This is a genomic window from Hominisplanchenecus sp., assembly GCF_046967715.1.
GTDB lineage: Bacteria > Bacillota > Clostridia > Lachnospirales > Lachnospiraceae > Hominisplanchenecus > Hominisplanchenecus faecis.
Genome location: NZ_JBKVNQ010000106.1, coordinates 1 through 4067, shown reverse-complemented (window position 1 = coordinate 4067; position 4067 = coordinate 1). Strand labels below are relative to the sequence as shown.

3 protein-coding genes are annotated in these 4067 nt (G+C 40.6%); 1 reads left to right on the top strand and 2 read right to left on the bottom strand.

The genetic code is table 11. The features are described from left to right. Positions 1 to 92: 92 nt before the first annotated feature. Positions 93 to 992: a ComEC/Rec2 family competence protein gene (locus tag ACLTL4_RS11020; protein WP_412290612.1), complete on the bottom strand. Its 900-nt coding sequence runs from the start codon at positions 990 to 992 to the stop codon at positions 93 to 95. A gap of 73 nt (positions 993 to 1065) precedes the next feature. Then, positions 1066 to 2811 (bottom strand): helix-turn-helix domain-containing protein, encoded by a 1746-nt coding sequence (locus tag ACLTL4_RS11015; RefSeq protein WP_412290613.1) that lies wholly within the window; start codon positions 2809 to 2811, stop codon positions 1066 to 1068. 313 nt (positions 2812 to 3124) lie between these two features. On the opposite strand from ACLTL4_RS11015, the gene ACLTL4_RS11010 reads away from it, so the two are divergent. Then, the coding region (locus tag ACLTL4_RS11010) for a hypothetical protein (RefSeq protein WP_412320542.1) at positions 3125 to 4067 on the top strand (943 nt) is incomplete at its 3' end.

Sequence of the window (4067 nt, the reverse complement as noted above, 5' to 3'; positions counted from 1 at the left end):
TTTCAATATTTCACGAGTTTTTTAAAGCAGAGAAAATTTACTCCACAACCGGTGGCACAAAATATTCGATCGCATTTCGCAATTTCGGATGATTAGCGGATGGTAACGCTGCGTTTTCGGCTGTTATACGTATAGACTTTTTCATCCAGATCTTTTAAAACCTTTATATTTCTTTTTACAGTATCTCGTTTTCTAAGAAAAGAGGGAGCATCGATAAAAGTGACCTTTGCATGGATATATTTGAAAAAGGATTCTCTCTTGTCGTTGTTTCCATGATGCGGAGCCTGAAGATACGTTGCCTTCAGACGTTTGTGATAAGTTTTGATAAGTCTTTTGCCAATGCTGCTCACAATATCTCCGGTGAAAAGCATACTTGTTTTTTTACCGGAAATTTTAAAAACCAGAGAAGAACCATTGCAGATATCTTTGGTCGTATCTTTCAGATTACGGCTGTAACCATTAAAAAATTCAAAATCCAGACCGGCGAAGGAAAAAGTATCATCTGCTTTTGCCCACCGGATCTTGGGATTTTTTCTTACAAGACGTGAAAACTTCTGAAATACCTGATATTCATCCCATGGATATTGATAGTGTCTGTAACGGGAAGCGTTGATCTTTGGTGCAATAACCTGATCAATCTGTATGCCGTCCGGATTGGCAAAAATCTGATTGAAAGCTCCGACATGATCCGGATGCGGATGTGTGATAATCCAGAGATTTACCTTTCCGCCCAGTTTCTTTATGGTATCGCGTACTCTTTTCGCATCATAATCCCATCCACCGTCAATTACGATCAGTTTGCCGTTGCTTCCTTTGATCGTATAAAACATGGACTGCTGAAAATCAGAATCAGATCCATATTGTGTGACTTTCCAGGAAGATGCATAAACTTTTTCTTCGCAGAACGGATGCAGGCTGAAGAATAAAAAAAGTCCGACAGACAAGAAAAACCGAAAAGTATATAAATGAAAAAGCTGTGTTTTATTTTTCATTGGGATCTCTCCTTTAGTGATATATTTATCATATTGTCTTTTATACTGTTTTGCAGGAATTATCATTAACATTTCATTTTTCAGCTTCCACAACCGGTGGTATGAAATATTCGATCGCATTTCGCAATTTCGGATGATGGATCACAAAATGAATCGCCGGGGCATTCCCTTTGGAGATCATCGCCCATTTTCCTTCGTGCAGAATGATCTGCAGATTTTGAAAAGGATTAGAGGAAGATGTGGTCAAATGATAATTCGGATGTAAACAGGCAAAAGTTTCTGCCTGTTTTTTCTGCTCCAGATATTCTTCATAGCTCACTGGTATGTTATCTGGAAAAAACATACCGGACAGTGGAAGAGAAAGTGCATGAAGATAAAAATCTTTTTCGGTGAGGAGTGGAATTTCGTCTTCAATCACATCATGTTCCAGAATTTTTTCGGTGATATCACGCTGATTTTGTGCAAAGTCAAGAATGGAAGCCTGATCCTTTGCAGAAAGTCTGTGTTTCTGTAAAAAATCTTTCAGATAATCAGAATCCAGCGTGTAAAGTGGCAGGGAAGAAAGAATGCTGCGGCGTTTTCCTGGTGTGGAAGTGTCGGCAAGCAGAAAAGCATTCAGTTTTCCGGCGTGATCTTCTCGATAAATATCCATCAGAGGAGAAGCATTTAGCAGCAATGCTTCTGCACGCTTTGTATAATAAGCAATATCTTCTTTTGTCTTGGAGAGATAATAGCGTCCCTCGCTGTGATGTCCTGTAATGGCTTCGCCGGAGAGAACGGCGGCTCCGGACACTTTCAGAAAGTGATGAAAAACATTGCTTTGTTCCCCTTTTAAATAATACGGAGAGATCTGGCCTGTCATATACATCGGGATCCAGCTCTCTAATCCTAACATCATTTCTTCAAAAGAACGGTCAAGCTGATGGATCTGATTCAGATGAAGTCCTTTTTTCAGAAGCAGAGCCATACCAAACATCCATTTCTTTGGAAATTCGGGATCTTTTGCCATTTCCGTCATTGGCATATCGCTGTACATCGTGACCGGTTTTTTCGATTTGGAAAGGACGGTTGCCTTTAAAAAATGAAGTTCACTTGCCATCATTTCTTCCAGTCCATAGTAATATTTTGCCGTCGGAAACTGAAACGGAACACCCGGAACTTTCATTTCATCGAAATGGATGACTTTTATATATTCATTCAGATCAAATTCATCCAGTTTGGATAAAAATTTGGAAAGACTGTCTTCTCCCTTTTTCCTGTTCTGACTGTTTAAAAGCCACAGGCGGATTTTTTCGCAGACGACAGAAGTATCGTTTAGTTCTTCTTCCGAACATTCCAGAAGCTGTGCCAGCACATAAAGATCATCGCCCTGGCAGTATTTACGTGCCACATAAGCGGAAACAGCCAGGACAAAGCCTTCCGGATCTGCAGGAGAGCGGCTGCCGTTTCGAAAGCGGAAAATCGTTGAGGTATCATAACTGATGTGCTGGCACAGTTTTGTGATATTTAGATTCAGTACGGAAATCAGCGTGTTAAAATTCTGACGCAGTTGCTCTTTGTCCGTGGACTTCATGTCTGAACAGGCGAGAAATTGCTGACGGATCTCTGTTTTTGTGAGATTTGTGCCTTCTCTTTTTAATGCGAGCGTTTCTAGGGCAGAGCAGAGTTGTTCAAAAGTTTCAGAATGAATGTCCAAAGTACGTTCGCCGGAACGGTAGCGGCTGAGGGCAGCGGCAGAAATTCCGGAAACAGTGCAGAGTTCTTTGGCAGTACAGTTCACAGCTTTCATATATTGATTCAACTGTTCATAAAAACGCATAGAAGCACCTCTTTTCATCAAATTTGCAAAAACATCAATGAAGCGTATTTTGCGTTCGGTTGCTATGTGCTTATTGTATCGGAGATTTGCAAAAAAGGAAAGATGAAAATATCAAAATTCCCGATTTGGCAATTGACGTTTCGGGAATCTTACTTGTCAAATAAGCAGAATCTTTTATACTGAGAGTAAGAGAGAACAGGTTGATTTTATACAAAATGTTTATATCTGGACAGAGCGAAAAGAAGGGGGGGAGAAAGAGGTTCTGACAGATCAGGAAAGGAGAAATTTTATGAGGAAAATAAAGGAGAAACACATGGATATAACTTGGAAACGAAAATGGATATTCTGGCTGCTGCTGGCAGTGATGCTGCTGTTTTTACCGGGAAAGACATTTGCAGCAGAAAAAGAAAGCAGAGAAGCAGAGGATTCATACATTTATCATACGGCTTTTGATGCAAAGGCGAGCCTTAAGATCCGTCATATGAAAGATTACGGAGTACTGGATTATGAAGAAACGGTGACAGTGGAAGATTCCTGTGATTATCTGGACGGAGATGAAAATCTGGATGAAATCCAGGCGAAAATTACAGCCTATGATGAGAAAGTTCAAAAAGTGTGTGAAGGAATGCAGGTTGTTTCCGGTACGGACACACGAGGTATTGACGGCGATACGATTAACATTGAATATGAAGATACGGAAGAAAACGGACAGACCGTTACCACCAGACATTTTTATCAGACTTACAAGATCCGGACAGACTGGGTGCTGGAAAAAATGGAGATTTCGGATGTGAATATTGTGAACAGCACACTTTCCTGTTATGCCGGTGATGCTCCAAAAGCAACCGCCCAAAAAGGTGACAGTGATGCTTCAAAATATGAAATAGCCTATGAACGCTGGGAAAAGCTGGAAACAAATGCACAGGGACACCTGGAACCAGTAGCGTTCTGGTATTCTGATGAGAGCCAGTATATTGCTGCAACTCCAAAATTTACCACTTTCGAATCCGGTGCAATGTATATGTATTCTGTCTTTTTAAAAACGGTAGATGGGAATGAATTTTCAAAAGATCTGTCGCTGACATTAAATGGAAAACAGATGGACAGTCGGACCATTATTGTGGGAAATAACGGAACAACCTGTTTTGCAGATGCCCTGTACAGTGCCCGGTCTGAAGAAAAAGTAACGCCGAAACCAATTGAAGTGATTGAAGTAAATGGAGTGGATTTTTCTTTCAAAGCGGGTGATGCTCCGA

Coding starts and splice junctions, on each gene's coding strand:
- ACLTL4_RS11020 (WP_412290612.1), bottom strand. CDS start 992: ATGAAAAATAAAACACAGCTTTTTCATTTATATACTTTTCGGTTTTTC.
- ACLTL4_RS11015 (WP_412290613.1), bottom strand. CDS start 2,811: ATGCGTTTTTATGAACAGTTGAATCAATATATGAAAGCTGTGAACTGT.